27 protein-coding genes and 1 tRNA gene are annotated in these 22023 nt (G+C 69.2%); 26 read left to right on the top strand and 2 right to left on the bottom strand.

The genetic code is table 11. The features are described from left to right. The first annotated feature begins 148 nt into the window (after positions 1 to 148). The 8 genes from J2Y54_RS08360 (at position 149) to J2Y54_RS08325 (ending at position 6117) form a co-directional block, all read left to right on the top strand. Positions 149 to 724 carry a hypothetical protein gene (locus J2Y54_RS08360; protein WP_310038612.1) on the top strand — a complete coding sequence of 192 codons (576 nt, stop codon included), beginning with the start codon at positions 149 to 151 and terminating at the stop codon, positions 722 to 724. Further along, positions 714 to 2033 (top strand): terminase large subunit domain-containing protein, encoded by a 1320-nt coding sequence (locus J2Y54_RS08355; RefSeq protein WP_310038611.1) that lies wholly within the window; start codon positions 714 to 716, stop codon positions 2031 to 2033. Before J2Y54_RS08360 ends, J2Y54_RS08355 begins: the two co-directional genes overlap by 11 nt. Before the next feature lie 542 nt (positions 2034 to 2575). Continuing rightward, positions 2576 to 2647: transfer RNA gene (locus tag J2Y54_RS08350), tRNA-OTHER, on the top strand. Positions 2648 to 2696: 49 nt separating this feature from the next. Further along, positions 2697 to 3425 (top strand): NRDE family protein, encoded by a 729-nt coding sequence (locus J2Y54_RS08345; protein WP_310038610.1) that lies wholly within the window; start codon positions 2697 to 2699, stop codon positions 3423 to 3425. Between the two features lie 109 nt (positions 3426 to 3534). Next, the gene (locus J2Y54_RS08340) at positions 3535 to 4206 is read left to right on the top strand and encodes a spermidine synthase (protein WP_310038609.1); all 672 of its coding nucleotides are present in this window, start codon (positions 3535 to 3537) and stop codon (positions 4204 to 4206) included. 83 nt (positions 4207 to 4289) lie between these two features. Then, the gene (locus J2Y54_RS08335; RefSeq protein WP_310038607.1) at positions 4290 to 5402 is read left to right on the top strand and encodes a phage portal protein; all 1113 of its coding nucleotides are present in this window, start codon (positions 4290 to 4292) and stop codon (positions 5400 to 5402) included. Continuing rightward, a complete protein-coding gene (locus J2Y54_RS08330; protein WP_310038604.1) occupies positions 5399 to 5716 on the top strand; it encodes a DUF6127 family protein in 318 nt (105 codons plus the stop codon). Before J2Y54_RS08335 ends, J2Y54_RS08330 begins: the two co-directional genes overlap by 4 nt. Next, positions 5713 to 6117 (top strand): HK97 family phage prohead protease, encoded by a 405-nt coding sequence (locus tag J2Y54_RS08325; RefSeq protein ID WP_310038603.1) that lies wholly within the window; start codon positions 5713 to 5715, stop codon positions 6115 to 6117. Before J2Y54_RS08330 ends, J2Y54_RS08325 begins: the two co-directional genes overlap by 4 nt. Here the strand turns inward: J2Y54_RS08325 and J2Y54_RS08320 are convergent. After that, complete coding sequence (locus tag J2Y54_RS08320; protein WP_310038601.1) at positions 6114 to 6401, bottom strand: hypothetical protein; 288 nt, start codon at positions 6399 to 6401, stop codon at positions 6114 to 6116. The genes J2Y54_RS08325 and J2Y54_RS08320 overlap by 4 nt on opposite strands. Before the next feature lie 199 nt (positions 6402 to 6600). Here J2Y54_RS08320 and J2Y54_RS08315 point away from each other — a divergent pair, with 199 nt between their 5' ends. The 17 genes from J2Y54_RS08315 (at position 6601) to J2Y54_RS08235 (ending at position 20755) form a co-directional block, all read left to right on the top strand. After that, complete coding sequence (locus J2Y54_RS08315) at positions 6601 to 7656, top strand: phage major capsid protein (protein WP_310038599.1); 1056 nt, start codon at positions 6601 to 6603, stop codon at positions 7654 to 7656. 134 nt (positions 7657 to 7790) lie between these two features. Then, entirely contained in the window at positions 7791 to 9434 is a 1644-nt protein-coding gene (locus J2Y54_RS08310; protein WP_310038597.1) for a hypothetical protein, read from the top strand. Further along, positions 9434 to 9718 (top strand): hypothetical protein, encoded by a 285-nt coding sequence (locus J2Y54_RS08305; RefSeq protein WP_310038596.1) that lies wholly within the window; start codon positions 9434 to 9436, stop codon positions 9716 to 9718. Before J2Y54_RS08310 ends, J2Y54_RS08305 begins: the two co-directional genes overlap by 1 nt. Before the next feature lie 79 nt (positions 9719 to 9797). Continuing rightward, complete coding sequence (locus tag J2Y54_RS08300) at positions 9798 to 10076, top strand: hypothetical protein (protein ID WP_310038595.1); 279 nt, start codon at positions 9798 to 9800, stop codon at positions 10074 to 10076. Then, complete coding sequence (locus J2Y54_RS08295; protein WP_310038594.1) at positions 10076 to 10615, top strand: hypothetical protein; 540 nt, start codon at positions 10076 to 10078, stop codon at positions 10613 to 10615. The genes J2Y54_RS08300 and J2Y54_RS08295 overlap by 1 nt, the downstream gene beginning before the upstream one ends. Then, entirely contained in the window at positions 10612 to 11016 is a 405-nt protein-coding gene (locus tag J2Y54_RS08290; protein WP_310038593.1) for a DUF3168 domain-containing protein, read from the top strand. The genes J2Y54_RS08295 and J2Y54_RS08290 overlap by 4 nt, the downstream gene beginning before the upstream one ends. Before the next feature lie 12 nt (positions 11017 to 11028). Then, entirely contained in the window at positions 11029 to 11436 is a 408-nt protein-coding gene (locus J2Y54_RS08285) for a phage major tail protein, TP901-1 family (protein ID WP_066660359.1), read from the top strand. Positions 11437 to 11462: 26 nt separating this feature from the next. Beyond that, positions 11463 to 11741: a GTA-gp10 family protein gene (locus J2Y54_RS08280; RefSeq protein WP_310041245.1), complete on the top strand. Its 279-nt coding sequence runs from the start codon at positions 11463 to 11465 to the stop codon at positions 11739 to 11741. Next, positions 11738 to 11929 (top strand): phage tail assembly chaperone, encoded by a 192-nt coding sequence (locus J2Y54_RS08275; protein WP_310038592.1) that lies wholly within the window; start codon positions 11738 to 11740, stop codon positions 11927 to 11929. The genes J2Y54_RS08280 and J2Y54_RS08275 overlap by 4 nt, the downstream gene beginning before the upstream one ends. Continuing rightward, the gene (locus J2Y54_RS08270; RefSeq protein ID WP_310038591.1) at positions 11922 to 12485 is read left to right on the top strand and encodes a tail tape measure protein; all 564 of its coding nucleotides are present in this window, start codon (positions 11922 to 11924) and stop codon (positions 12483 to 12485) included. Before J2Y54_RS08275 ends, J2Y54_RS08270 begins: the two co-directional genes overlap by 8 nt. 84 nt (positions 12486 to 12569) lie before the next feature. Continuing rightward, complete coding sequence (locus tag J2Y54_RS08265) at positions 12570 to 14852, top strand: DUF2460 domain-containing protein (protein WP_310038589.1); 2283 nt, start codon at positions 12570 to 12572, stop codon at positions 14850 to 14852. Further along, a complete protein-coding gene (locus tag J2Y54_RS08260; RefSeq protein ID WP_310038586.1) occupies positions 14849 to 15661 on the top strand; it encodes a DUF2163 domain-containing protein in 813 nt (270 codons plus the stop codon). Before J2Y54_RS08265 ends, J2Y54_RS08260 begins: the two co-directional genes overlap by 4 nt. Beyond that, on the top strand, positions 15658 to 16032 hold the full coding sequence (locus tag J2Y54_RS08255) for a peptidoglycan endopeptidase (RefSeq protein WP_310038583.1): 375 nt from the start codon (positions 15658 to 15660) through the stop codon (positions 16030 to 16032). The genes J2Y54_RS08260 and J2Y54_RS08255 overlap by 4 nt, the downstream gene beginning before the upstream one ends. A 1-nt stretch (position 16033) precedes the next feature. Beyond that, positions 16034 to 18166, top strand: a complete 2133-nt coding sequence (locus J2Y54_RS08250) for a phage tail protein (protein ID WP_310038581.1) — start codon at positions 16034 to 16036, stop codon at positions 18164 to 18166. A gap of 4 nt (positions 18167 to 18170) precedes the next feature. After that, positions 18171 to 18677: a DUF2793 domain-containing protein gene (locus J2Y54_RS08245; RefSeq protein ID WP_310038580.1), complete on the top strand. Its 507-nt coding sequence runs from the start codon at positions 18171 to 18173 to the stop codon at positions 18675 to 18677. Positions 18678 to 18780: 103 nt separating this feature from the next. After that, positions 18781 to 19911 carry an OmpA family protein gene (locus J2Y54_RS08240; protein WP_310038579.1) on the top strand — a complete coding sequence of 377 codons (1131 nt, stop codon included), beginning with the start codon at positions 18781 to 18783 and terminating at the stop codon, positions 19909 to 19911. 130 nt (positions 19912 to 20041) lie between these two features. Further along, positions 20042 to 20755, top strand: coding sequence for a phytanoyl-CoA dioxygenase family protein (locus tag J2Y54_RS08235; protein WP_310038578.1), 714 nt, complete (start codon positions 20042 to 20044; stop codon positions 20753 to 20755). Here the strand turns inward: J2Y54_RS08235 and J2Y54_RS08230 are convergent. Beyond that, positions 20744 to 21469: a folate-binding protein gene (locus J2Y54_RS08230; RefSeq protein ID WP_310038577.1), complete on the bottom strand. Its 726-nt coding sequence runs from the start codon at positions 21467 to 21469 to the stop codon at positions 20744 to 20746. The two genes, J2Y54_RS08235 and J2Y54_RS08230, sit on opposite strands and share 12 nt — an antisense overlap. Before the next feature lie 231 nt (positions 21470 to 21700). Here J2Y54_RS08230 and J2Y54_RS08225 point away from each other — a divergent pair, with 231 nt between their 5' ends. Continuing rightward, a complete protein-coding gene (locus J2Y54_RS08225) occupies positions 21701 to 22021 on the top strand; it encodes a DUF6916 family protein (RefSeq protein ID WP_310038575.1) in 321 nt (106 codons plus the stop codon). Positions 22022 to 22023: the final 2 nt, after the last annotated feature.

Below are 22023 nucleotides of genomic sequence, written 5' to 3'. Positions count from 1 at the left end.
GCTCATTCGGTACATAACAGGAACGCTGAAGAATTGCGAGTCGCGGCGATCGGATCGTTGAACGCAATCTTCGGGCAATTGGAAATTGAGTGAAGTCGGGCCGGGGCGGCGACGCCTGTCGGCCCGATTTGCGTTTGGGAGATGCGTTATGTCGCGACATGGAGCCATTCGCTGGACCAAGGCGAAGCGTGAGGCATTTCTCGATCACCTGGCGGCGACATGCAACGTGGCACGATCGGCGGAGGTCGCCGGAGTACTGAAGAGCGCAGTCTATCGCCTGCGCAGGCGCGATCCCGGTTTTGCCGATGCATGGGCAGAGGCGCTGGTGCTGGGCTATCAGATGCTGGAAACCATGGTGGTCGGCCATGTTCTGGCCGGGAAGACCCGGGGCCAGATCGATATCGGGCCGGATGAGGATCGGGTCGACATAGACCTTGAGACGGCGATCGGCTTGTTGACCAAGCAGCGCAATGCCACTGGGAAGCCGTCCCGGGGCGGCAGGCAACGGCAGTTTGCCGAAGCGGACGACACCGACGCGATGCTGCTCAAGAGGCTCAAGGCGATCGAGCTGCGGCGCGCGCGCGAGGCGGAGTGGGCGGCGCGGCTGGAGACGGGCAAAATGGCGTTGCCGACACAGGATGCCGGGACCGATGCGCCCGCACCGACCGGTGATACGGTGATCGATTATGCGCCGGAATCGAAGGCGATGTCCGATGGCAAATGATGCAACAGTCACCGAAATCATCGACCGGCTGATCGCGCTGCCCGATCGCGAACGTGGTGAGGCGGTGCGCGGCATGCCGCGCGCGATGCGGCGCGAGTTCCTCGCGCGGTGGACGCTGTGGGCGCATGGCGGGCAGCTGGTGCCGCCGGGCGACTGGCGGGTGTGGCTGATCCGTGCGGGACGCGGATTCGGCAAGACGCGCGCGGGGAGCGAATGGGTCAATCAGCTGGCGCTGGATGAACCCGAGGGGCGCTTTGCGCTGGTCGGGGCGAGTCTGGATGAAGTGCGGCGGGTGATGATCGAGGGGCAGTCGGGGCTGATCGCGACGGCGCGGTCGGACCGGCAACCGGTGTGGAAGGCGAGCGCGCGCGAGCTGCACTGGCCGTCGGGCGCGATCGGCTTTGCCTATTCGGCGGAGTCGCCCGAGGGGCTGCGCGGGCCGGAGCATCATGCCGCCTGGGCCGATGAGCTGGGCAAATGGGGACGCCGGGGCGATGCGGCATGGGACAATCTGACGATGGGATTGCGGCTGGGCGCGCGGCCGCGCGTGCTGGTGACGACGACGCCGCGGCCGACGCGGCTGATGCGGCGGGTGATGGCCCTGCCAAGCTGTGTCGAGACGCGCGGGGCGACGCGGGACAATCCGCACCTGCCCGCGAGCTTCGTGGCGGCGATGGAGGCCGAATATGGCGGCACGCGGCTGGGACGGCAGGAGCTGGACGGCGAATTGCTGAGCGATGTGCCCGGCGCGCTGTGGACGCGCGCGATGATCGAGGCGGCGCGGGCGGTCACGGTCGGCGAGCCGGTGCGGGTGGTGGTCGGGGTCGATCCGCCGGCGAGCGCGGAGGGCGATGCGTGCGGGATCGTCGCGGTGGCTTTGGACGGCTTGGGGCGGCTTGCGGTGCTGGAGGATGCGAGCGTCGCCGGCCTGTCGCCCGAAGGCTGGGCACAGGCGGTGGCGGCGTGCGCGGCGCGGCACGGCGCGGACCGGGTGGTGGCGGAGAAGAACCAGGGCGGCGACATGGTCGAAAGCGTGCTGCGCGCGGCAGCGGTGGCGATGCCGGTGCGGCTGGTCCATGCCAGCCGGGGCAAGGCGGCGCGGGCCGAGCCGGTGGCGGCGTTGTACGAGCGGCGGCAGGTGCGGCATGCGCAGGCGTTCGCGGCGCTGGAGGATGAGCTGTGCGGGCTGGTGCGCGGGGGTGAGTATGCGGGGCCGGGGCGCTCGCCGGATCGGGCGGATGCGCTGGTATGGGCGGCGTGGGAGCTGGTGTTCGGGTGGAAGGGCGAGGTGGGGGTGCGGGGGACTTAGGGTGGTTGGGCGATGATGAGCGATTGCCGCAATTACGGTTCAACCGTCAGCTATTGGGTGGTTAGCGGACGTTCCTTCGCACATAAGCGCTATCGGGAGATGCTATGCGCCGCTTCGTTCTAGTCGGAGGCCTGTTCGTTCTGGCGTGTGCTGGATCCGCGCTAGCGGGCGTCGTTTGGGTCGATCGAGCATTGGACCGGCTCGGTCCTGACGTGATCTGTCTCGCCGCGAGGGATCGCGACCGCATTGCCAGCGGGGAATTCGCAAGGGAGCACCAAGATGTGCTCGTCGCCAAGGCGATAAACTTTGAACAAGGAGTGGCAGGCGTAAGCTGGTGGCAACTCCGAGGCGCCGCTATCCATTTCATATATGTGACCTTTTGGTCGCCGAGCAGCAGGGCCAATGAGTTTAATCGCATGGTCCTCAGAATGAAGGATTGCCCGTCGCAGCGTGCGCCACGAATGCCTTAGTGACGTCAGTCCGCCGCTACGGCAGCTTTGGGGTCGTTTGCGGATGGACCGCTATTCGCGACGCTGGTACTTGCTGACGTAGCTCAATCGGCTGGAACACCGGTCAAAACCGGAGGTTGCGGGTTCGAGTCCCTGCCGTCAGCGATGTCGATACGCCCTAGCTGTCGACCGCCACCCCCGCTAAGCCCGCACCATGTGCGTGCTGGCGTTGGCGTGGGGGATGCATCCCAATTGGGTGTTGGTCGCTGCGGGGAACCGTGACGAGCGGCATGCGCGGGCGACGGCGCCGTTGGCGCGCTGGATGGCCAAGGGACCGGTGATCGGTGGGCGCGATCTGGAGGCCGGGGGGACCTGGCTGGCGGTGAATGAGGCCGGGCGGCTGGCGGCGGTGACCAATGTGCGGGGTGAGGTTGCCGATCCGGGCAAGCTGTCGCGCGGGGCGCTGGTGACCGATATGCTGGCCGGGCATGAGCCGGAGGATCTGAACGCCTATAATCCGTTCAACCTGATCGCGGTGGATCGCGACGGGCCGCTGTATCTGTCGAACCGGCCCGATCCGGTGCGGCGGCCGCTGAGCCCGGGGATGCATGGGCTGTCGAACGGGTTGTTCGATACGCTGTGGCCCAAGACGATCCGGGTGCAGATGGGGCTGCGCGCCTGGCTGGAGGCGGGGAGTTCGGCGCTGGAGCCGCTGTTCGCGGTGCTGGCGGACGAGCGGCCGGCGGGGGCGGCGGAGCGGTACGAGCCGGATCCGTTCGAGCCGGTGGATTCGCCGGTGTTCATCCGCAACCCGGTCTATGGCACGCGGTGCAGCACGGTGGTGACGGTGGATCATCTGGGGCGCGGGCGGATTGCGGAGCGGCGGTTCAATGCCTCGGGCTTGCTCGAGGGCGAGAGTGTTTTGGCGTTTTCGTGGGCCTGACGGCCCATGGCGGTGCCAGCCCGCTCCCCCACCCGGCCACCCATCAAGATATACTGGCGTGGGTGGCCGGGTGGGGGAGCGGGCTGGCACCGAAGCACAGGAGAATAGGATGACCCCGAGAGAGCTGATCGGCGTGGCCGAGGTGCCGGGCGGGGAGCCGTTGCGGCTGGTGCGGCATGGGCGTGACTTCATCATCATGCTCGAGCGCAACGAGCTGATGTCGAGTCGGATGAGCGGATCGGAAGAAGCGCTGGCGGAGATGACGCTGGACCGACTGAGCGATCCGGCGAATGCGCGGCTGCTGATCGGCGGATATGGCATGGGGTTCACGCTGCGCGCGGCGCTCAAGCGGCTGGGGCCGAAGGGGTGGGCGTGCGTGGTCGAGCTGGTGCCGGGCATTATCGAGTGGGCGCGCGGGCCGATGGCGGAACTGGCCGACGGGTGCCTGGACGATCCGCGCACGCAGCTGGTGATGGGCGATGTGGGCGCGGAGATTGCGCGCAGCCGGGGGAGCTGGGAGGCGATCCTGCTGGATGTCGACAATGGGCCGGACGGGCTGACGCGCGACGCGAATGACGGGCTGTACACGATGCGCGGGCTGGAGAAGGCGCGCGCGGCGCTGGCGCCCGGTGGCGTTCTGGCGGTGTGGTCGGCGGGGCCGGACCCGGCCTTTACGCGGCGGATGCGCGATGCGGGGTTTGCGGTGGAAGAGGTGCAGGTGCGGGCGCGGCAGAATGGCAAGGGGCCGCGCCACGTGATTTGGTTCGGCACGAAGCGGTAACAGAGCCTTTTAGGCGCGCAGACGCGCGCGCCCTCCCCCAGCCCCTCCCGCTAGCGGGAGGGGAGTTTTAGCGGAGATCAATTATGAAATGGTTCGGGCGGAAGTCCGGGCGCGATGCTTCGCGTCCGGTGTTGGCGCGTGGGCAGGGCGCGGGCGCGGTGCTGGGCGAGTGGCCGCAGAGTTACGAGGCGCAGGTCCGGGCGGGCTATGCCGCCAATCCGGTGGCGCAGCGGGCGGTGAAGATCGTGGCCGAGGGGGTGGCGGGGGCTCCGGTTGAGGCAAGCGATGCCGCGCTGCTGAAGCTGGTGACCGCGCGTTCGCAGGGGCAGGAATTGGGCGCGACGCTGGCGGCGCAGCTGCTGTTGCACGGCAATGCCTATGTGCAGTTGCTGGGGACAAGCGCGGGGGGCGTCGCGGAGCTGTTCGCGCTGCGGCCCGAGCGGGTGAGCGTAGAGACCGATGCCGGGGGATGGCCGGTCGGCTATCGCTACCGCGTCGGGGGCAGCGTGACCATGATCGCGGCGGAGGATGCGGCGGGGCGGCCGCAGGTCGTGCATTTGAAGGCGTTCCACCCGGTCGACGATCATTATGGGCTGGGCTGCCTGGGCGCGGCGTCGGGGGCGATCGCGATCCACAATGCGGCGACGCGGTGGAACAAGGCGCTGCTCGACAATGCGGCGCGCCCTTCGGGGGCACTGGTGTACGAGCCGGGGGACGGGAGTGCGCTTAGCCCTACGCAGTTCGAGCGGTTGAAGGGGGAGATGGAGGCAGGCTTTGCTGGCGCGGCCAATGCCGGGCGACCGATGCTGCTCGAGGGCGGGCTGAAGTGGCAGGCGATGAGCCTGACCCCGGCGGACATGGACTTTGTCGGGCTGAAGGCGGCGGCGGCGCGCGAGATCGCGCTGGCATTCGGGGTGCCGCCGATGCTGATCGGCCTGCCCGGCGACAATAGCTATGCGAATTATCGCGAGGCGAACAAGGCGGTGTGGCGGATGACGATCCTGCCGCTGGCGGACAAGATCCTGACCGAGCTGGCACAGGGGCTGGCGCCATGGTTTCCCGACGCGCGGCTGTGGGTCGCGATCGACAAGGTGCCGGCGATGGCCGAGGACCGCGAGCGGCTGTGGCGCAGCGTGAGCGCGGCGGAGTTCCTGACCACCGAAGAGAAGCGCGCGATGCTGGGGATCGGCGCATGAGCGCGCCGGTTGACGGCAAGCTGTTGGCGCAGCTGATCGCGCAGGGGTCCGCCGAGGGGGCTGACATGGCGACGCTGCGTGCGGTGGCGGAGGAGGCGGGCGAGCTGGGCGCGAGCCGGGCGCTGGCGCGGCTGGGGCTCGACGATCCGCATGCCGGCAAGGACATGGGCGAGCTGCGTGAGCTGTTGGAGGCGTGGCGCGATGCGAAGCGGTCGGCGGTGAAGGCGGTGGCGGGATGGGTCGTGCGGATGCTGCTCGCGCTGCTGGTCGTGGGGCTGGCGGTGAAGCTTGGGTTCTGGGGCGTGGGGAAGTGACCCCGGATCGAGTCCGGGGCAGGGCTATACGCTTCGCCGGTTATGCCGCGGTGTTCGATGTGCCGGACCGGGGTGGGGATGTGATCCGTGCGGGGGCCTTCGGGGAACGGGTGCGGCGGGTGCCGTTGCTGTGGCAGCATCGTGGGCGACCGGTGGGCGTGATCGAGGCGATTGGCGAGGATGCGCGCGGGTTGCGGGTGACGGGCCGGATCGATGCGCCCGAATTGGCGGCGTTGGTGGCGCAGGGTGCGGTAACTGGCCTCAGCTTTGGGTATCGCACGGTCAAGGCGCGGCAGGGGCGGTGGCGCGAGATCGAGCAGCTCGAGCTGTGCGAGGTGAGCCTGGTCGCGCGGCCGATGCAGACCCATGCGCGGGTGCATGCGGTGGGGGCTGCCGATTAGCTGAGGCGGCGGGCGTTGGCGCGGACCTTGCGGCGATAGTGGGCGAGCGCCTTGCGGGTGGTGGTGGCCGGGTTCATGCCGAGTGCGCCGGTCATCATCGCCAGTTGCAGCTCGTACGCTGCGGTCAATTTTTCGGAGACCATGCGTTCGGCTTCGCGCTGCGCTTCGGGACCGCCCTGGGCGATCTTGGTCGCGCGCAGCCCCATGACGGCGGCGGATTCCCAGCCGAGTGACCAGGCGTCGAACCCGGCGCTCATCCAGCTTTTGTTCGATCGTTTGGACATTTGGAATTCCCGGACAGGCGGTGCGTTGCGGTCCTAACGATACAGGATCGCGGATGGGCCCGCGTGGCGGCGCGTCGGACGCTCTGTTTGATGATTTTCTGAGACGATGGGGTTCGCCGGACGCGGGCCCCCTCCACCATCGCGTTGCGATGGTCCCCCTCCCCGTGCCGGGGAGGATTTTCTTGGCATGGAGAAAACTATGGAAACGAAGGCGGATGTCCTCGAACAGTCGTTCGGGGCGGTGGAAGCGGCTGGGGTGCCGGTGGCGCGGCCGATGTTGAGTGGGGCGCGGTCCGTGACCGGTGCGGCGTTCGAGGGGTTTTTGCGCTCCGGGAGCGGCGCGCTGGAGATGAAGGCGCTGTCGGGGGCGAGCGGGGCCGAGGGCGGCTATGCCGTGCCGCGCGAGATCGACGCCCTGGTCGATGCGACGCTGGCGAGCATGTCGCCGATCCGCGCCATCGCCAATGTCGTGACGGTGGGCAGCGCGGGGTATCGCAAGCTGGTCGCATCGGGCGGGACCGAATCCGGCTGGGCAAGCGAGACGGCGGCGCGCGACGAGACCGATACGCCGGTGTTCAACGAGATCGCGCCGCCGATGGGCGATCTGTTCGCCAATCCGGCGGCGAGCCAGGCGATGCTCGACGACGGCGCGTTCGATGTCGAAGCGTGGCTGGCCGACGAGATTGCGCGCGAATTTGCGCGGGCCGAGGGGGCGGCGTTCGTCAACGGCAACGGGACCAACAAGCCCAAGGGGTTCCTGACCTATGCCACGGCGGCGACCGGCGATGACGTCCGCGCGTTCGGGACGTTGCAGCATGTCCTTTCGGGCGCGGCGGGCGCGTTCGCGGCCAATCCGGAGGAGGTGCTGATCGACCTCGTCCAGGCGCTGCGGCCGCCCTATCGGCAGGGGGCGGTGTTTGCCATGAATTCGGCGACGCTGGCGCGCATCCGCAAGTTCAAGACGAGCGATGGCGCGTTGCTGTGGCAGCCGTCGCTGAGCGCCGGACAGCCGGCCACGCTGCTGGGCTATCCGGTAGTCGAGGCCGAGGACATGCCCGACATCGCCGCCAATTCGCTGTCGATCGCGTTCGGCAATTTCAAGGCCGGCTATCTGATCGCCGAGCGCGGCGAGACGCAGATCCTGCGCGATCCGTACAGCAACAAGCCGTTCGTGCACTTCTATGCCACCAAGCGCGTCGGCGGCGCGGTGACCAATAGCGAGGCGATCAAGCTGATCAAGTTCGCCGCATCCTGATGCGGCGCGACGAAACGCGGTTTTCAGCTTGGACACCATCGCGATTCTGCGGTTCGTTGCACCCCTGATACCGTCGGGCCGGGGCGAAGCGGGCGCCCCGGCCAGTTCCGACATTCTTCCGCAGGAGCACATAAATGGCTGATTTGATTTACGCAGACCTGGTCGAGGAAACGACCACGACGACCGGAACCGGCGCGATCACGCCGGGCGGCGCGGTGACCGGATCGCGCAGCTTTGCATCGGTACTGAGCGAAGGCGACCGGTTCTACTATGCCATCGACGGCGCGCCCGCGGATGCGAGCGTGTTCGAGGTCGGCATCGGCACCTTTACCAGCGGGACGATCGTGCGGGAGCCGATCATCTCGTCGGACGGGACCAGCGCCGTCGATCTGCCGGCGGGGACCAAGACCGTATCGCTGACCGTTGCCGCCGAATTCTACGAGACGGTGCAGGCGCATGACGTGTTCGCGGCGTGGCAGGCGATGCCCGGCAATGCGACGGGCACGGTGAGCGATTTCCTCAACGCGATGGCGAATGTCGACGGGGTGGTGCTCGATCCGCCCGTGCTGGAGAGCGGCATCTTCAGCCAGCTGCTGATCGACCAGCAGGCGCCGGTGTCGGGCATGACCAACAGCCAGGGCGGCAATGACGCGGTCAATCTGCGCCTGATCCAGAACGGATCGCTGGCGACCAACGGCCCGACCAGCCAGCCCAGTTACTACAACACCGTCCTGTCGCTGGGGTTCAACCAGACCAACGCCTTTGCCCCGCTGAATACCGAGATGCCGTCGGCATCCTATCGGATCGAGAGCAAGTTCGCGCAGGGCGCGCCGAGCGATCCGTTCATCGTCGAGTTTCACAGCTCGATGTTCCCGGCGAGCGACCCGAACAACGAGTATCGGCTGTTTTCGGGGACGGTGCCGCACCTGGTCAGCGACTGGGACGGGGCCGGCGCAGACTATACGATGCGCGCGAACAATTACCGCTTTACCAGCGGCATGGGCGACGACCGCATCAATATCCGACTGGGGGCGGTCGGCAACGAGGTCGAGCTGAAGGACAATGGCACCGGCAAGCCGCATCCGTGGCTGTTGTTCGGCACCAACAATCGCGCGGTCGCGCAGCAGCAGAATGCGGCGGGCACTTCCTATCTGCCGCTGCCCTATCGCAACCAGTTCGACAATCATCACCTGGGCGGGGGGGCATTGTACCTGGTGACGCCGACCCAGCCGACGCCGTCGGGCGACAATGCCGGCTTTGTCCTCAACCTGACCAGCGGGGTGGCGAACGGGACGGCGATCCGCGTCTATATCCCGACGATCACGGGTGGCGATTTCAACGCGCAGTTCACGCAAGGATCGGTCACCGGCAAGCTGACGCAGGTGGTGTACAACACCAATGGCAGCGCGATGCTGGATCTGCAGGTGCTCAACGGCACGGGGTCCGATGCATTGCTGGGCTTTACCAACAATGGCGGCGGCGGCAGCTTTACCATCGGCTATGACAATAGCGATGGCGACAAGCTGAAGATCGAGAAGAGCTATCGCTCGGTCGGCAATGCCAGCAACCTGTTCGTCGAGTTCGATCCGACGATCAACGTCGCCTATTTCGCCAAGCCGCCCAAATTGCCGAGCCACAGCGTCACCGGACTGCCGAATGCAGCGACGGTGGGCGCGGGCGCGATGGCGTTCTGCACCAATGAAAGCGGTGGCGCGGTACCGGTGTTTTCCGACGGGACCGACTGGCGCCGGGTCACCGACCGTGCGGTGGTGAGCTGATGCGCGCGGCGATCGGCGCACGGGCGATTGCCGGCGGGCCGATCGCCGGGCCGGGGCGCCGAGCGGCGCGGGGGCATGCCGCGTGGATGGCCCCGCGCGCCGTCACTGCGGTGGCCGCATCCGACCGGCGCGTGGCGCGTGCCGGCATCGCGGATGACGAGGCGGTGGCGCAGGGTCGCGCACCGCTGAACCCCGCACGGGCCCGCCCGGCCCGCGCGGCGGCTGGCGATCGCCAGCCGGACTATCGCGCGCGGGCGGTGCCGCCGGAGGCGCGGGCAAGCTGAACGCTTCGCCGGCCGGGGGGAATGTGGAGGGGTGGTCCTGTCGGACCGCCCCTTCATTTTTTTGAAGAGGGGGCGAGAGATGGGCATCTTCCTGAAGGATCCGGCGGCTGCGCTGGATTATGCGATCGACTGGGCCGCGATTGCCGGTGCAGCCGGGCTGAACGCGAGCAGCTGGACGGTCGCGCCGGCGCAGGATGGCGGGCTGACCGTGGTGGCGGAGGCGGTGAGCGGATCGCGCTGTGCTGCAACCGTCGAGGGCGGGCATCCAGGCATGGTGTATCGGCTGACTAACCAGGTGACGTGGAGCGACGGGCGGCGCGACGCGCGTTCGCTGGACGTCCGGGTGGAGCGGCGGTGATGGTCGAGACGATCGTGCCGCCGGTGGCGGCCCCGGTGGCGCTGGCCGAGCTGCGCGCGTTCCTGCGGATCGACGGGGTCGATGACGATGCCGCGCTGGCCGCGCAGCTGCGCGTTGCGAGCGAGCTGTGCGAGCGGTTCATCGGCGCGCCGCTGCTCGAACGGACGCTGCGCGAGACGCTGGCGGCGCGCGCAGAGTGGCAGGCGCTGAGCGTCGTGCCGGTGCGGGCGGTGACGGCGGTGCAGGCGGTGACAGCCGATGGCAGCACCGTCGCGCTGGCGCCGGAAACCCATGGCATCGATATCGATGCGGCAGGGCGGGGCTGGGTGCGCTGCGCCGCTGGCGTCGGGCGCATCGCAGTGACCTACACCGCGGGCAGCGCTGGCGACTGGAACGCGGTGCCCGAGCCGGTGCGGCACGGGATTTTGCGGCTGGCGGCACATTTGCGCATGGATGGCGATGGCGCGCCGCCGGCAGCGGTGACGGCGCTGTGGCGCCCGTGGCGGGTGATGCGGTTGGGCGCAGGAGCGGTGCGATGAGCGCGGCGGCGGTGCTGGCCGAGGCGATCCAGGCGGCGCTGAACGCGCATGTCCCGCTCGCCGAGGAGCTGGCGGGAATATTCGATGCGCCGCCGGTGCGCGCGGCGACTCCGCATGCGGTGATCGGCGAGGCGCTGCTGAGCGACTGGGGCACCAAGGACAGGGCCGGGCGCGAGGCGCGGGTCGTGGTGAGCCTGCACGATGCCGGGGAGAGCCCGGCGCGGCTGCGGCGGCTGGCCGGTGAGGTCGAGCTGGCGATGACAGGGCTGCCGCGCGCGATGGGGGGCGGGTGGCAACTCGCCAGCCGAGTGCTGCTGCGCGGGCGGATCGAGCGCAAGGGCGAGGGACGCTGGAGCGCGACGAGCGAGTGGCGGTTGCGGATGCTGAAATCGGGCGAGTGAGGGAGATCAGTGATGGCGGTGGAGAAGGGAAGCGCGTTCCTGTTGAAGGTGGGCGATGGCGGCGCGCCGGTCGCCTATGCGACGGTGGCGGGGCTGCGCACGACGCAGCTGAGCGTGAATGGCGAGGCGGTGGCGATCACGTCGAAGGATTCAGGCGCGTGGCGCGAACTGCTGTCGGGTGCCGGCGTGCGATCGGTGAGCGTGTCGGCGGCCGGGGTGTTTACCGGCTCGGCGGCGGAAACGCGGATCCGGGGCAATGCGCTGAGCGGGGTGATCGACGATTATCGGCTGAGCTTCGAGAGCGGCGAGACGATGACCGGGCGGTTCCTGGTCACGCGACTGGACTATGCCGGGGATTTCAATGGGGAGCGGTCCTACACGCTGAACCTGGAGAGCTCCGGGCCGGTGGTGTCGGCGTGAGTGCCAATCCGGCGCGGGGCGAGGCGATGCTGCGGGTTGCGGGGGTCGCGCTGGTGCTGCGGCCCTCTTTTTCCGCGCTGGTGGCGGCGGAGCAGGAAGTGGGGCCGCTGTTCGCGCTGGTCGAACGTGCCGCCGAGGGGCGGCTGGCGCTGGGCGAGATGGTCGCCCTGTTCTGGCATTGTCTGAAGGAGCGGCCCGAGGGGCTGACCCGGGAGGCGTTCGCCGACGGGGTCGCGGCGGGGGGACTTGCCGCCGCGACACCGGCGCTGCGCGTGCTGATCGGGCAGATCCTGGCCGGGCGATGAGGTTCGCGGAGCGCGCCGCGCTGCTCGCCGGGCAGGCGGGGGTGGCGTTCGGCTGGGCGCCGGAGCTGTTCTGGACTGCGACCCCGGCCGAGCTGGCGGCACTGGTGCGGGCGGTGGCTGGCGACAACGTCGTGCCGCCCGATCGCGACACGATCGCACAGCTGATGGAGGCGTTTCCCGATGGGTGAGGATCTGGACGAGATGATGGTGCGCGTGCGCGCCGACACGCGGGGCTTTGCCCGCGATGTGGCGGAAATGCGTGCCGCGATCGACGGGCCGTTACAGGCCGGGGCGGACCGCGCCGGACGCGGGGTCGAGCAGGCGCTGTTGCGGGCGGCGCGGACGGGGAAACTGGGGTTCGAGGATCTGCAGCGGGTGGCGTCGCAGATCCTGAGCGAGATTGCGGCCGAAGCGGTACGCGCGGGACTGTCGTCGCTGTTCGGTGGTGGCGGCGGTGGTGGCGGACTTGGCGCGGCGATCGGCAGCCTGTTCGGCCTGCCCGGACGCGCGACGGGCGGACCGGTCGCGCCGGGGCGGGGCTATATCGTCGGCGAGCGCGGGCCCGAGCTGTTCGTGCCGACGAGCAGCGGGCGGGTCGAGGTGCCGCTGCAGGGCGGCGGGCGCGAGGTGCGGGTGGCAATCACGATCAACGCGCCGGGCGGCGGCGAGGCTGCCGGAGCGCTGCGGCAATCGGGGCGGCAGGTGGCGCGAGCGGTCAAGGCGGCGCTGGCGGGGGTTGAGTGAGGGGTTGCGGGTGGCGGGCGTTGGTCTCGGTGAGACTTCGCGGCCCCACCCCAACCCCTCCCCTGAAGGGGAGGGGCTAAGGATATGGCATATTGGCTGGCGTCCGCGCGGACGGTGCAGGCGGCGGGGGTAATCTCGCGCTTTGATCCGGCCTACTGGACCGTCAATTTTCCGCGGCCGATGATGGCGAGCGTGGTGACGACCGCGCCGGATGCCTTGCGCGTCGATGCGGTGTTTTACCGGCAGGACGATCTGGCGGGGCTGATCTGGGAGAGCGTGGATCGGCATGACCACCCGCTGCTCGGCTATGAGACGAGCCGCGACTATCGCGGGTGCCGGTTGCGCTTTCGCTGGCGGTCCGAAGGCGTGATGCCGCTGGATGCGGTCAATGGCCCGGTGCTGACGATCGAGGGGCGCGATGCGGCGGGGGTTCCGCGCGCCTGGTATGTGCGACTGTGGAACTATGCCGAGGGGACGCCGGAGGATTGCGTCGTCAGCCTCGACCTTGCCAGCGTTGCGGGCGGGTTCGTGCTGCCGGATGAAGCCGATCCGGTGTGGGCGGGCGATGTCGACCGGATGTTCGTGAGCCTGGTCCCGCCCGGCTATAGCGGTGCGGACGCGGCGCTGGCGGTGCCGGCCGCGGGGTGGGTCGAGCTGTCGGAGATCGCGGTCGCGGGGCCGGGGGCGGTGCTGGCGATCGGCGATGTGGTGGTGCCCGAACATGGGCTGTCGATCTGTTCGGGCTATGACGACAGCTATCACATCACCCCGGCGCGGCTGTTGCGCAATGCGCTGCAGCTGGGGTATCGCGGGGACATCGTCCATTATGTCGGGATGAGCCATTATTTCCGGCTCGAGGCCGCGTCAGGGGGCTATTATGCGAGCCTGAGCGGCGGGGCGCTGAATGTGCCGTGTGCCGCGTGGCATGCCGATTTTGCGGCGCGGGCGAAAGCGCTCGGGTTCGGCGTGATCTGGTCGCTGTCCTATGAGCTGTTCGACGCGCATTGCTGGGGCGACTGGAAGCAGCGGGCGGCGGATGGATCCCCCGCGCTGACCGGGTGGGAACCGCCCTCGACGCTGCTGTCGCCCGCGCATGCCGGGGCGATGGGCTATCTGCAGGCGGTGGCGACGGCGTTTGTCGGGATCGCGCTGGACGCGGGGCTGGCGGTCAAGTTTCAGGTCGGCGAGCCATGGTGGTGGGTGATGGCCGATGGTCGGCTGTGCATCCATGACGATGCGGCGCGGGCGGCGCTGGGCGATCCGGCGGAGCAGAATGTGCGGGGCGATCCGGACACCGATGTGCTGGACGCGGCGGGGGTGCTGCTGGCCGCTTCGACCGCTGCGCTGGGAACGGCGGTACGCGACGCGGCTCCGGAGGCGGAGCTGTTGCTGCTCGCCTATCTGCCGACGGTGCTGGATCGCGTGGCGCCCGAAGCGATGCGGGCGAACTTGCCGGTCGGTTGGGCGTACCCGGCGTTCGATGTGCTGCAGCTGGAGGATTATGACTGGGCAGCGGCGGGCAACGCGGTGGCGAGCGCGCGCGGCGTGGCGCTGGCGGAGGCGCGGCTGGGCTATCCGGTTGAGAAGCAGCATTATTTCGCGGGGTTCGTGCTGAACCCGGAGGACGCGCAGCAGTGGCGCGGGATCGCCGCGGCGGCGGATGCAGCGCGGCGGCGGGGCGTCGCGGCAACGTTCATCTGGGCGCTGCCGCAGGTGATCCGCGACGGCTTTGTCACATTCGATCAGGAGGATGAGATGCAGGCGTTCGACGATGTGCTGTTCCCGATCGCGCTGGGGCGAGAGGCGGAGGCGGCGCCGGAGGTGTCGACCGCGATCCTGACGAGCGCGGGCGGGCATGAAGCGCGCAACGCCGCCTGGGCGCAGGCGCGAACGCGGTACGATGTCGGGCCGGGGGTGCGGAGCGAGGCTGATATCCGGGCGCTGCTGAACTTTTTCCGGGCGCGGATGGGGCCGGCGCGCGCGTTCCGGCTGCGCGATCCGTTCGACAATTGCTCGAACGATGACGGAGCACCGGAAGCGACGGACCAGCTGTTGGGCGAGGGCGATGGCGCGCGGCAGGCATTCGCGCTGGTGAAGACCTATGGCGATGTCGCGCGGCGGATCACCCGGCCGGTGGCGGGGAGCGTGCGCGTGGCCGTCGATGGAGTCGAGACGGCTGCATTTGCGGTGGATGCAGGCGGCGTGGTCGTGCTCGACGAACCGCCCGGCGATGGCGCGGTGGTGACGGCGGGGTTCCGGTTCGATGTGCCGGTGCGCTTTGCCGAGGACTCGCTGAGCGTGAACCGGGCGACGTTCATGGCGGGGGCGGCACCGAGCGTGCCCCTGGTCGAGGTGCGTGAGGCATGACGGCGCACTGGCTGAACGAGCCCCTCGCCACGATCGCCTATTGCTGGCGGATCGAGCGGCGGGATGGGGTGGCGATCGGGCTGACCGCGCATGACCGCGATCTGGCGGTGGATGGGTTCCACTATCGCGCCGCGCCGGGGATGACGCCGTCGGCGATCCGGCGCGGGGCGGGGCTGGATGCCGACAGCATGGACGTGACCGGCGCGCTGACCGGAGCGGCGATCAGCGAGGCCGATCTGCTCGCCGGGCGATGGGATGGCGCGCGGATCGCGCTGCTTGCGGTCGACTGGACCGCACCGCGAGAGCCGATCATGCTGGCCAATGGAACGATCGGCGCGGTCGAGACGCGGGATGGCATGTTGAGCGCAGAGCTGCGCGGGGTGGCCGCAGCACTGGATGCACCGGCGGTCGAGGTGACGTCGCCCGAATGCCGCGCCGAGCTGGGCGACAAACGGTGCCGCGTGGCGATGGCGGCGCGACGGCAAATCGTGCGGGTCGTGGCAGCTGAAAGTGCGACCCTGACCCTGGATACGGTCGAACCGGTGCCCGACGGATGGGGTGGCGGGCGCATATGCTGGCTGACCGGGAGCAATAGCGGGCTGAGCGATGCGGTGGCGCGTTCGGCCGGTAACGCGGTGCGGCTGTGGCAGCCGCCGCGCTTTCCTGCGACCGGCGCGATGCTGGAGATCCGCGAGGGCTGCGACAAGTCGATCGCGACCTGTGCCGGGCGGTTCGGCAACGCCGCGAATTTCCGTGGCGAGCCCTATTTGCCCGGGATCGACCTGTTGACGCGGTATCCGGGCGAATGACTCCGCTGGAGCGCGCGCGCGGCGCGATCGGGTCGCGATTCCGGGTGCATGGTCGGTGCGTTGAACTGGGCGTCGACTGTGTCGGGCTTGCCGGGCTGGCATTCGGTGTCGGCGTGCCGCGCAGCTATGCGCTGCGCGGCGGGCGACCGGCAGCGGTGATCGATGCGGTCGACCGCACGGGGTTGCTGCGCGTCACCGATGCGCGGCCCGGCGATCTGGTGCTGTTCGATGCCGGGGCGGGGCAGCTGCATTTTGCCGTGACGAGCGAAGCGGGCGTGATCCACGCCGATGCGGCGCTGCGCCGGGTGGTCGAGCGGCCGGGGGATCCACCCTGGCCCGCGCTGGCGCGCTGGCGTCAAAGGGAGGATTGAGATGGCGACGCTGGTGCTTTCCACGGTCGGCGGCCTGTTCGGGCCGGTCGGATCGCTGATCGGCGCGCTGGCCGGGCAGGTGATCGACCGCGAGCTGCTGTTCAAGCCCAAGGGCCGCGAGGGGCCGCGCCTGACCGAATTGAGCGTCCAGACATCGAGCTATGGTACGCCGGTGCCGAAGCTGTTCGGCACCTTGCGGGTTGCCGGGACGGTGATCTGGGCGAGCGATCTGGTCGAGCAGCGCCATCGCGATGGCGGCAAGGGACAGCCGACGGTGACGCGCTACAGCTACTCGGCATCGTTCGCGGTCGCGCTGTCGGCGCGTCCGATCCACGCGATCGGTCGCATCTGGGCGGATGGCAAGCTGTTGCGCGGTGCCGCGGGGGACTGGAAGGAGCGTACCGGGTTCCGCCTGCACCTGGGCGGCGACGATCAGCCGCCCGATCCATTGATCGCATCGGCCGAGGGGCTCGCGCTGACGCCCGCGCATCGCGGCATCGCCTATGCCGTGTTCGAGGGGCTCGAGCTTGAGGCGTTCGGCAACCGGATCCCGTCGTTGTCGTTCGAGGTGATCGCCGATGCCGGCCCGGTCCCCGCCGGACAGATTGTCGAGGCGGTGAGCGGAGGCGCGATCGGTGCCGGGGACGCGACGCGCCCGATCGGCGGCTATTCGGCCTATGGCGAAACCCTGCGCGGGGCGGTGGCGCCGCTGATCGATGCGGCGGGTTGCTGGCCCGCGATCGCGGCGGGACGGCTGCGGCTGGTTGGCGGCGTTGGCGCCGCCACGGCGGTCGCCGACCCGGATGCCGGTGCGGGTGCGGCGCGCACGATCGACGCCGCCGACCGCGTGCCGCAGCGCGTTGCCATCAGCCATTACGATCCCGCGCGCGATTATCAGCTGGGGGTTCAGGTCGCGACGTCGCCGAGCGGGGCGGCGGGCGAGCGGCGCATTGCCCTGCCCGCAGCGCTGCCCGCGTCGGACGCCAAGGCGATCGCTGCCGATGAGCTGCTGCGGGCTGCCGCCGGGCGGACGCGGCGCAGCCTGCGACCCGGCTGGACGGGGCTGGCGATCGCGCCGGGCAGCCGGGTCACCGTCGCGGGAGAGGCGGGGCTGTGGCGCGTTGCGGAGACGACGCTGGACGTCGACGGGGTCGCGCTGACCCTGATCCCGATTGCGGGGCCAGCCGCCCCGCGTCCGGCGAGCCCCGGCAGGGTACATCCGGCGCCCGACCGGCGACGCGGTGCGACGATCCTGTCGGTGTTCGAGCTGCCCGACATTTCCGAACCGTCCGGCGATCGCGCGCGAATCGCGATTGCCGCAGGTGGATCGACAGCGGGGTGGCGCAGCGCCGCACTCGCCGTCAGCAGCGACGCGGGTGCGCGCTGGGAGCCGGTCGGCACGACGGCGGCGCCGGCGGTGATCGGGCGGGTTCATGTGCCCCCGGCCGCCGCGAGCGCACTGATCGAGGATCGCAGGTCGCAGCTGGTGGTCGATCTCGACACCGACCCCGGCACGCTGAACGATGCGACGTCGGCCGCGCTGGATAGCGGTGCCAACCTGGCGATGATCGGCGACGAGCTGATCCAGTTCGCGCGCGCCGAGCCGCTGGGGGCGGGCCGGTGGTTGCTCACACATTTGTGGCGCGGACGGCGCGGGACAGAGGACCGGATCGGAAGCGTGGTGGCCGGCGATCGGTTCGTCCTGATCGAGCCGGCGGGAGTCGCGTTGGTGCCGGTGGTCGGCGGCGCGGGAACACGGCTCACGGTCATGGCGACCGGAGTCGGCGATGCCGAGCCGGTCGAGGCGGACGTGACGCTCACCGGGCGGCTGGCTGCGCCGCTCGCGCCGGTAGCGCTGACGGTACGGCCGGGCGACGGCGGGCGATGGGTGCACTGGACGCGACGCAGCCGCGCGGGCTGGGACTGGCTCGATGGCACCGACGCCCCGTTGGGCGAGAGCGCGGAACGCTATCAGATCCGCGTGACCGATCCTGCCGGTGCCAGCTTCGAGGCGATCAGCACGGCGCCGCACTGGTTTCTGGAAGGACGCGGCGCGGCGCGACTCGAAGTGCGGCAGGCGGGCGACCGGGGCCTGTCACCGCCCGCCACCCTGACCCTGGACCCGATGGAGTAACGCCATGACCGAGACCGCCCGATTCGCGCTGCCCCTGCTGCATGCAGGGCAATCGCAAAAGGAGATGTTCCACAATGAGGCACTCACGCAGATCGATTCGCTGCTGCACCCTGCCGTGGTCGCGATCGGGATCGAGACGCCGCCGGCCGATCCGGTTCCGGGCGCGGCATGGGTCGTCGGTCCGGCACCGTCGGGCGCATGGGCAGATCACCCCGGCGCGGTCGCGACCTGGACCGATGGCGGCTGGCGCTTCGCAGTGCCGCGCCCGGGTCTGTGCGTGTGGGTGGAAAGCCTTGGGGTGACGGCGCGCTATCACGCGGGCGCATGGCAGACGGGGGTGATCGCCGCCGCGCGGATCGACATTGGCGGGGTGCAGGTCTTGGGCGATCGGGGCGCCGCGATCGCCGCGCCGACGGGTGGCACCGTGACCGATTCCGAGGCACGCAGCGCGATCGTCGCGATCCTCGATGCAATGCGGGCGCACGGGCTTATCGCTGCCACCGAACTGTGACGTTCCGGCAACAGTCCCCGGATTTTGTTCGCTTGCGCGGAAACTTTCCAGAGGTTAGGAGGTTAGCGCTGTCCGAAGTGGCAACCTAAGAAAGGGGATTAAGATGCGGAAGCTTGCCGTAACATTGGCACTTGCTTCGACCGCGCTCACCACGCCCGCCCTCGCACGCGACGACGCGTGGTATGTGGGCGTCGAAGGCGGCGCGATGATCGTCGAAGACATCGATTATGACATCGGCACCGTGGCAACCGCCGCGACCGTCGATAGCGAAGCTGGCTGGGACGTCGGCGGCACGATCGGTTACGATTTCGGCGGCTTCCGTGCCGAAGCTGAAGTCAGCTATCGTCGTGCGTCGGTTGATGCGTATCGTTCGTCGGTCTCGACCCCGTACTACAACGCAAGCGGCGCTCTCGCGAACATCGCTGGCGGCCGGTTCGATTATGCTGGTGGCACCACCTCGGCGCTCAGCTTCATGATCAACGGTATGCTCGACTTCGGTGAAGACGATGGCCTGCAGGGCTTCGTCGGCGGCGGTGCGGGCGTGGCGCGCGTCAAGGCTGACTATGCGCTCACCACCCGCGGCGCGTTCCTCGACGACTCCGACACCGTTTTCGCATGGCAGGCAATTGCGGGTCTCCGCCAGCCGGTCAGCGACAACATCGACGTGTCGCTGAAGTATCGCTTCTTCAACGCGGACAATGTCCGCCTGGTCGATGTGACCGGTCGCACCTTCGACGGTCGCTTCCGTTCGCACAGCCTGCTCGGTGGCGTGACCTTCAACTTCGGTGAGCCGGCTGCTCCGCCGCCGCCTCCGCCGCCGCCGCCGCCGCCTCCGCCTCCGCCGCCTCCCCCGCCGCCTCCGCCGCCGCCGCCGGTGGCGACGTGCACCCCGGGGCCTTACATTGTCTTCTTCGAGTGGGACAAGTCGGACATCACGCCGGAAGCAGCGGGCATCCTGGATAACGCCATCTCGGCATACCAGAGCTGCGGCAACGCGCAGGTCATGCTCGCCGGTCACGCTGACCGTTCGGGCGCAGCCAGCTACAACGTCGGCCTCTCGCAGCGTCGTGCAGAGTCGGTCCGTTCGTACCTGTCGGGCCGTGGCATTGCCGATGGCGTGATCAGCACGGAAGCGTTCGGTGAAAGCCGTCCGCGCGTCGACACCGCCGACGGCGTGCGCGAACTGCAGAACCGCCGCGTGGAAATCACTTACGGTCCGGGTTCGGGCATGTAAGCCGCGCGGTCCACTCTGTGGATCGACAAGATTTGGGGAGGTCGGGAAACCGGCCTCCCTTTTTCTTTGCGCTGGCGTCGCGACATCAGGACGCCTTGCTTTGCACCGAGCTGGCTGGTCTGTTTCGTGAATGCACGACTCGCCAGGCCCGATGGGCACCGAATCGCCGCCGCCGGAGGATCCGATGCGCTTCGCCGATCACGGCGCCGAGCGCATCGCGGGCGCCGCTATCGCGATCCTCAATCCACTCCAGCATGCGCTGGCCGCACTCCCCACTGACCGCCCCGGTTTGCGGCTGCATGCGATCCCGGCACTTGCCGACTTGACCGGAGCGGCGAGCGCGATCGGGCAGTGCGCGCAGCGTGTTGCGGGAAGGCGCGTGCTCCCCGTCCGCGCCATCCTGTTCGACAAGACCGCCACCACCAACTGGTCGCTGGCATGGCATCAGGACCGCACGATCAATGTCCGCGCGCGCGTCGACGTGGCCGGGTTCGGTCCATGGACGGTCAAGAGCGGCCTGGTCCATGTCGCGCCGCCGTTCGCGGTACTGGCGCGGATGGTGACGCTGCGCGTTCACCTCGACGACGTTCCCCGCGACAACGCGCCGTTGTTGATCGCGCCGGGCTCGCATCGCATGGGCGTGATTCGCGAGGATCGGATCGGATCGGTGGTCGCGCAGTGCGGGGTCCATCGCTGTACCGCACGCGCGGGTGATATCTGGGCCTATGCCACACCGATCCTTCACGCATCCGAGGCAGCCGTCATCCCACGCCGACGGCGTGTGCTTCAACTGGACTATGCCGGCGCGCCGCTCCCCGGCGGCCTCGAATGGTCAGGGATCTGAGGCGAGCGCGGCGGCCAGCCAGTCGGGTATCAGGGCGTCGCCCAAGGCATCGATCCGGCGGTGTTCGACCATCAGGTCGAGCTCGGGATAGACGGCGCGGGTGCGCTCGCCCGCTTCACCCAGCGGCGCAACCACCAGTCGCCGGTTCACCTTCGCGCGCCAGTTCATCCGCGCGGTATTCTCCTGGCCGACATAGCAGCCCTTGGTAAAGCTGACGCCATTGAGTTCGGCGGCGTTGCATTCGAGCCAGAGCGTCTTGTCCTGCCCCAGTTCCCCGACCCCCTCGGTGACGCCGAGACGCAGGCGATGCGCCGTCCAGTCGATCGCCGGTGCGGCCGCCGCGTCTGACAGCCACCGCCAGCCGAGCGCGGCGAGCCGCGGATCGGGGACGCCGCGCCCTTCCGCCGGTGCCCAATGGACATAGCCGTCCACCGGAGCGATCGTGATGGGTCGCCGCAGCCGATACAGCGACAGCCGCCGAATGAGCGCGTCGCGCTGCGCCGCCTCGCAGTCGATCAGAATGTCCGCTTCGTCCGCCCACAGGATGAAGTCGAACAGCGCCTTGCCCTGTGGCGTCAGCAGCCCGGCCCAAAGCGGCGCGTCTGTCTGAAGATGCTGTACATCCTGGGTCACCAGTCCCTGAAGGAAGCCGCGGACATCGTCGCCGGACAGGCGAATCAGTGCGCGATCGGGCAGCAGCGTGGCATCGGTCATCGCGAACAATTAGGAAGCCGTGCGGGCAAGCGGAAGGGGCGCGCGGCCTGCCGCACCGGCGCGTGGTTAACCGCGCGATCCGCAAAATCCCCGCATTGCCGGTTCGCACCCGATCACGATATCTTCCGTGCTGTCCGGAGGGGTGAGTCCGGGCCTTCACCATTAACGGAGTTCTCGGGTGATCGCCTGCGTCCCCTTTCTTTGCCCTGCGTTGCCCGGAGCACGTCGCTGATGTCGGGGCTGCGTCCTTCGCTATCGCTGCCAAGCTCGCGCGATGCCTGCGCGGCAATCGGCGACGGCTTCACCGTGGACGACGGCGGTGTCCAGCAGCAGCTGATCCTGGAAGAGGTCAAGGCCGCCTGGCCGCGCATGACCTCGCCGGCCTGGCGCATGCCCTATTCGATGTTCTTTCGCGGTCCGGCGGGTGCGCGACTGGCGCAGGGACCCTATTGGGTGTCGCATCCCGAATTCGGCCCGATGTGCCTGTTCCTCGTCCCCCGCAGCCAGGAGCCGCGTACCGGCGCGGTCCGCTACGAGGCTGTATTCGACTGATC

The sequence above is a fragment of the Sphingomonas sp. BE123 genome, from assembly GCF_031456015.1.
Taxonomy (GTDB): Bacteria; Pseudomonadota; Alphaproteobacteria; order Sphingomonadales; family Sphingomonadaceae; genus Sphingomonas.
This window is presented reverse-complemented; position numbering and strand designations above follow the sequence as displayed.

Bases quoted from the DNA above. Each gene is read 5' to 3' on its own strand.
- J2Y54_RS08270 (WP_310038591.1), top strand. From the start codon at position 11,922: ATGGGTGAGGATCTGGACGAGATGATGGTGCGCGTGCGCGCCGACACG.
- J2Y54_RS08320 (WP_310038601.1), bottom strand. From the start codon at position 6,401: ATGTCCAAACGATCGAACAAAAGCTGGATGAGCGCCGGGTTCGACGCC.
- J2Y54_RS08305 (WP_310038596.1), top strand. From the start codon at position 9,434: ATGCGCGCGGCGATCGGCGCACGGGCGATTGCCGGCGGGCCGATCGCC.
- J2Y54_RS08245 (WP_310038580.1), top strand. From the start codon at position 18,171: ATGACCGAGACCGCCCGATTCGCGCTGCCCCTGCTGCATGCAGGGCAA.
- J2Y54_RS08300 (WP_310038595.1), top strand. From the start codon at position 9,798: ATGGGCATCTTCCTGAAGGATCCGGCGGCTGCGCTGGATTATGCGATC.
- J2Y54_RS08345 (WP_310038610.1), top strand. From the start codon at position 2,697: ATGTGCGTGCTGGCGTTGGCGTGGGGGATGCATCCCAATTGGGTGTTG.
- J2Y54_RS08265 (WP_310038589.1), top strand. From the start codon at position 12,570: ATGGCATATTGGCTGGCGTCCGCGCGGACGGTGCAGGCGGCGGGGGTA.
- J2Y54_RS08330 (WP_310038604.1), top strand. From the start codon at position 5,399: ATGAGCGCGCCGGTTGACGGCAAGCTGTTGGCGCAGCTGATCGCGCAG.
- J2Y54_RS08280 (WP_310041245.1), top strand. From the start codon at position 11,463: ATGCTGCGGGTTGCGGGGGTCGCGCTGGTGCTGCGGCCCTCTTTTTCC.
- J2Y54_RS08260 (WP_310038586.1), top strand. From the start codon at position 14,849: ATGACGGCGCACTGGCTGAACGAGCCCCTCGCCACGATCGCCTATTGC.
- J2Y54_RS08290 (WP_310038593.1), top strand. From the start codon at position 10,612: ATGAGCGCGGCGGCGGTGCTGGCCGAGGCGATCCAGGCGGCGCTGAAC.
- J2Y54_RS08255 (WP_310038583.1), top strand. From the start codon at position 15,658: ATGACTCCGCTGGAGCGCGCGCGCGGCGCGATCGGGTCGCGATTCCGG.
- J2Y54_RS08295 (WP_310038594.1), top strand. From the start codon at position 10,076: ATGGTCGAGACGATCGTGCCGCCGGTGGCGGCCCCGGTGGCGCTGGCC.
- J2Y54_RS08335 (WP_310038607.1), top strand. From the start codon at position 4,290: ATGAAATGGTTCGGGCGGAAGTCCGGGCGCGATGCTTCGCGTCCGGTG.
- J2Y54_RS08285 (WP_066660359.1), top strand. From the start codon at position 11,029: ATGGCGGTGGAGAAGGGAAGCGCGTTCCTGTTGAAGGTGGGCGATGGC.
- J2Y54_RS08225 (WP_310038575.1), top strand. From the start codon at position 21,701: ATGTCGGGGCTGCGTCCTTCGCTATCGCTGCCAAGCTCGCGCGATGCC.
- J2Y54_RS08315 (WP_310038599.1), top strand. From the start codon at position 6,601: ATGGAAACGAAGGCGGATGTCCTCGAACAGTCGTTCGGGGCGGTGGAA.
- J2Y54_RS08235 (WP_310038578.1), top strand. From the start codon at position 20,042: ATGCACGACTCGCCAGGCCCGATGGGCACCGAATCGCCGCCGCCGGAG.
- J2Y54_RS08230 (WP_310038577.1), bottom strand. From the start codon at position 21,469: ATGACCGATGCCACGCTGCTGCCCGATCGCGCACTGATTCGCCTGTCC.
- J2Y54_RS08250 (WP_310038581.1), top strand. From the start codon at position 16,034: ATGGCGACGCTGGTGCTTTCCACGGTCGGCGGCCTGTTCGGGCCGGTC.
- J2Y54_RS08355 (WP_310038611.1), top strand. From the start codon at position 714: ATGGCAAATGATGCAACAGTCACCGAAATCATCGACCGGCTGATCGCG.
- J2Y54_RS08310 (WP_310038597.1), top strand. From the start codon at position 7,791: ATGGCTGATTTGATTTACGCAGACCTGGTCGAGGAAACGACCACGACG.
- J2Y54_RS08360 (WP_310038612.1), top strand. From the start codon at position 149: ATGTCGCGACATGGAGCCATTCGCTGGACCAAGGCGAAGCGTGAGGCA.
- J2Y54_RS08275 (WP_310038592.1), top strand. From the start codon at position 11,738: ATGAGGTTCGCGGAGCGCGCCGCGCTGCTCGCCGGGCAGGCGGGGGTG.
- J2Y54_RS08240 (WP_310038579.1), top strand. From the start codon at position 18,781: ATGCGGAAGCTTGCCGTAACATTGGCACTTGCTTCGACCGCGCTCACC.
- J2Y54_RS08340 (WP_310038609.1), top strand. From the start codon at position 3,535: ATGACCCCGAGAGAGCTGATCGGCGTGGCCGAGGTGCCGGGCGGGGAG.